Origin of the sequence: Treponema sp. UBA3813, from assembly GCA_002368605.1 — a bacterium.
GTDB lineage: Bacteria > Spirochaetota > Spirochaetia > Treponematales > Treponemataceae > Treponema_D.
Genome location: DFEB01000081.1, coordinates 1 through 4318 on the forward strand (window position 1 = coordinate 1; position 4318 = coordinate 4318).

3 protein-coding genes are annotated in these 4318 nt (G+C 43.0%); all 3 read left to right on the top strand.

Annotated features, from left to right (window positions below; genetic code table 11):
• Positions 1–233: 233 nt before the first annotated feature.
• The 3 genes from B2089_RS11985 to B2089_RS11995 are packed head-to-tail and all read left to right on the top strand — an operon-like array spanning position 234 to position 4230.
• Complete coding sequence (locus B2089_RS11985; RefSeq protein WP_296320282.1) at positions 234–2483, top strand: EAL domain-containing protein; 2250 nt, start codon at positions 234–236, stop codon at positions 2481–2483.
• Positions 2484–2500: 17 nt separating this feature from the next.
• On the top strand, positions 2501–3424 hold the full coding sequence (locus tag B2089_RS11990) for a nucleotidyltransferase family protein (protein ID WP_296320286.1): 924 nt from the start codon (positions 2501–2503) through the stop codon (positions 3422–3424).
• Positions 3412–4230 (top strand): type I phosphomannose isomerase catalytic subunit, encoded by an 819-nt coding sequence (locus tag B2089_RS11995; RefSeq protein ID WP_296320289.1) that lies wholly within the window; start codon positions 3412–3414, stop codon positions 4228–4230. Before B2089_RS11990 ends, B2089_RS11995 begins: the two co-directional genes overlap by 13 nt.
• Positions 4231–4318 lie beyond the last annotated feature (88 nt).

The window sequence follows — 4318 nt, forward strand, 5'->3', positions numbered from 1 at the left end:
CCTTGGTGAAGCGGCGCATGTTCTCTCGAATCGCTTTTTCGTCATAAAGATAGAATGGCGTGGGAAACTTTTCCGCCAATTTTTTTAATTCTTCGTGTGAAAGTGGAAATGTCTTCATAATAAGCGCATTCTAACATTTTTCTTGCTTTTATGAAAATATGTGTTATAGTTGAATTTTGAAAGATTTAAATAAGTTTAATTTAGATTTAAAGTTATGAAGGTTCGGAGAAAAAATGGGGCGAAAATTTTACATAAATTCAAATATAGAACGACTCTTCGCTCTGTTTGGAACTCTCGTTTTAATTCTTATATTAAACATTATTCTGGCCAATACCCTTCTCAAAAAGATTCAGAACGACGCAAAACTCACTTTTATCCAGCAATGCGAAGATACGGTGGAAGATTATACGCTGGCCTTGCAAACAAAACTTGAAAATCTTGAATCGGAAATCGACATCATTTATGCGAAGCTTGCTTACAAAACCCTTTCTCCTGAAGCCATAAAAGAACTTCTCACCAATGAGCAGAAAAATTTATCCATAACTTTCACGGAAATCATTTATTCCGATGCAAAAGGAAACACTTACAACTCTTACGGTGAAAATCACTCCATCGCCGACCGTCCATATTTCAAAATCATCATGGAAGGCAAAACAAAATTCTATGTAAGCAGGGTTCTTGAGTCAAAGCATAACGGAGAGCCAATCATTGTGTTCGCACGGCCCTTATATGACGAGACAAACCGCATAACGGGGGTTCTTTGCGCAGGCTGCACAATCGAAACAGTCAGCTCATTCATCGACGAAATAAAAATCGGTCTGAACAAAAAAATGAGCGTCCGCGACACGAACGGCAAATTCATCAAACATTACAACAACGCATGGACAAACTGGACTTTTCACTCAGGAGTCAAAAAACCTAAAGACTTCAAAGAGACCGAAAAAGTTGATTCCGTCATGCAGACCACCGATGTGGACGGAAACGATGTCTATGTCTTCTACAAGGAGATGGAAAATGCCCCTTGGACGGTTGGCATGACCGTCCCACTTTCAGAATTCACCAAAATCGAAAAGAAACAAAAAGACTATCAGAATTTCATCCTCGAAATCATCGTAATCGTGCTTGCGCTCATTTTCCTTTTGGAAATATGGCTTCACTCGGTTTTGGAACGGCATCAGATTCTCTCAACGCACATTGATTCGGTCACGCACTTGTGGGTTCGCGCCTATTTTGAAAAAGAAGCGAATAAAATGCTCAAACGCTATTCAAACTCGAAATTCATCATGATTGAAAGCGACATTCGTGGCTTCAAATTCATCAATCAGAATCAGGGCGAAGGAAAAGCGAACCAAATTCTGCTTCAATTCTCAAAAATTCTCTACGAAACCACAAAATCGTTCGACGGCATTTTGAGTCGTGGCTATGCAGACCATTTCTATGTTTTCATAAAAATCACATCAGTACACAAATCAATGCATGTGTTTAAGGAATCTCTTAAAACACTTGATGAAGAACTAAAACAGCAGAATTTGCCAATCTCGCCAAAATTCGGTCTGTCTTTCTACATTCCCAAAAAGATGGATTCTTCAATCACCGCACAGACTTTAATCAGCCGTGCCCATTTTGCAAAGGACTCAATCAAGGAAAACGCCCTACAGACTTTCGCAATTTATGATGAAAGGCTGCTTAAACGCTCAAACGAAGACAATTTTATCGAAACTCACATGGAAAACGCCCTCAAAAACAGGGAATTTTTTGTCATGTATCAGCCTAAGGTTGACTTAAACACGGACAAAGTTGTGGGCGCGGAAGCCCTCGTGCGCTGGCAAAGCCCTGTCCTGGGATTCATGCCGCCGAATTCGTTCATCCCGCTTTTTGAGCGAAACAATTTTGTCATCAAACTTGATTTTTATGTCTACGAGGAAGTTTTTAAATTCCTGCGCAAAAGCCTCGATAAAGGAGAGCCCACGGTTCCTGTCTCGGTGAACATGAGCCGAAACCACGACAAGCCCGACCGCTTCGTTCATGATTTTACGAATTTGCTCAAAAAATACGATATTCCGCCCCGTCTCGTTGAAGTTGAGCTTTTGGAGCGTTCTTCAATGGATAAAAATGTCCTGCGGGAAGTCACGATTATGCTTCAAAAAGAAGGATTTAAGGTGGCCATGGACGATTTTGGCTCAGGCGAATCTTCCCTTAACATGCTGTCAACGATTCCAGTGAATGTGCTTAAATTTGACCGCTCTTTTCTCTTCGCTTCTGACGCAAAAGAAGGCAAACTGGACGCAACCAGCGAAAACTTCATTGAGACTCTCATCGATTTGGGCAAAAATCTCAAAAAAGAGACGATTTTTGAAGGCGTAGAGACCAAAGAACAGCGGGATTTCTTGCGAAAAATCAAGTGCGACCAGGTGCAGGGCTATTTTTACTCAAAGCCCCTCCGCGAAGAAGAATTTATGGAATTCTTGAAGAAACATCGCTAAAGGTTTAAGATAAAGCTATGAAACCAACATTACTTGTTTTGGCGGCTGGAATGGGTAGTCGCTATGGCGGCGTTAAGCAGATTGACGCAGTAGGAAAGAACGGCGAGTGTCTTTTGGATTTCGCCGCATTCGACGCAAAAAAATGCGGATTCGGAAAAGTCGTTTATATTATCCGCAAAGACATTGAAAAAGATTTCCGGGAGCGGCTTTTTGACCGTGTTGCCCGCAATTTCGATGCGGAATATGTTTTCCAGACCCCCACAGCCCTTTTGAGCGAGGCAGAGCAAAAAACGGCGGCAGAACGCACAAAGCCCTGGGGCACGATTCATGCCGTTCTCTGCGCAAAAGAAGCCATTCACGAGCCCTTTGCCGTCATCAATGCGGACGACTACTACGGACGCTCTGCTTTTGAGACATTGGGAGGCTATCTTTCTTCAATAAATAATGACTGCACTGAGCACGCTATGGTTGGCTATATTCTTGGAAACACCATGAGCCGAAACGGTTCTGTGAGCCGTGGCGTGGCACAGACTGAAAATGGCTATCTCAAATCAATCGTCGAGAACACAAAAATCTATTACACAGGCGAGCATTTCTCAGGAAATGAAATCGAGTCTGACTTGAACGGCCAGATTGTCAAAATGACCGGAAAAGAGACTGTCAGCATGAATCTATTCGGTTTCTCTCCAAAAGCCTTTGAGGGCTTTGAGGAATACTGGGAAAATTTCAAGAAGACCAGCCTTGCCCTTCCCAAGGCAGAGGCTCTTCTCCCAGTTGCGGCAAGCGACATCATCAAAAACGGTGAAGGCAAAATCAAGGTCTTTACCAGCGATGAAAGCTGGTTCGGCATGACCTACCCAGAAGACAAGCAGGTCGTAAAAGACGAAATCGCTAAGAAAATCGCCTCAGGCTACTATCCTGAAAAACTGTGGTCAAACTAAATCCTATTCGCTCTGAGAAAGTCTGGGGATATGAGGATTGGATTGCCTCCACCCACTCGGACGGCTGTCAGAGCGAGTTCAAAGCACTTGTAAAAGATTATCCTCTTCTCGTAAAAGTAATTCAGGCAAATGATACTCTGTCGGTGCAGGTACATCCTGACGATGAAGACGCAAAACGCCTTGAAGGTCAGAATTGCCGGGGCAAAACCGAATGCTGGTATGTGCTTTCTTCCGATGATGGCGCAAGTTTAGTTTATGGTCTCAAAGGAAATCCCAGCAAGGAAGAAATCAAAACCGCTATTAATGAAAAAAATCTGGAGTCTTTGCTGAACCGGGTCACTGTAAAAAAGGGAGATTTCATTTTTATCCCGTCGGGTACAGTTCACGCTATCGGTGGTGGCTTGCGTCTTCTGGAAGTCCAGCAAAGCTGCAACATCACTTACAGGCTTTATGACTGGGGACGGCCAAGGGAACTTCACATCGAAAAAGGCATTGAAGTAATCAAGAATGAAAAAAGACAGGAAATAAAGCCTCTTGGAGAGGAATTTGAGTGCCAGTATTTCAGATTGCAAAAAGAACCTTTAAAAGGCGGATACTCATTTTTAGTCTCGCCAAGTTCAAAAGAGGCCGAACTTATTTTTGTTTCTGAAGGAGAAGGCTGGATTCGTGCCACAGACAAAAGCGGATTAAAAACAGAATTTTCCTTCAAAAAAGAAGAGATTTTTGCTCTCCTTCCCGGTGAAAGAGTCACTCTGGAAGGAAAAGGCGAAGTAATTCGCATACAGACAGTTTGCGGCAAAAATTAAACGGTAAAATGCTGCGCCGGGATTGAAAGCCCTTTAGTTGTGGAGCGAGCGAAGCGAGCGGAACAATGAGCGTGAGCGAAGGCTGGAA

What these genes read in the sequence shown, in the direction of transcription:
- B2089_RS11985 (WP_296320282.1), top strand. Translation starts at nt 234, where the DNA reads ATGGGGCGAAAATTTTACATAAATTCAAATATAGAACGACTCTTCGCT.
- B2089_RS11990 (WP_296320286.1), top strand. Translation starts at nt 2,501, where the DNA reads ATGAAACCAACATTACTTGTTTTGGCGGCTGGAATGGGTAGTCGCTAT.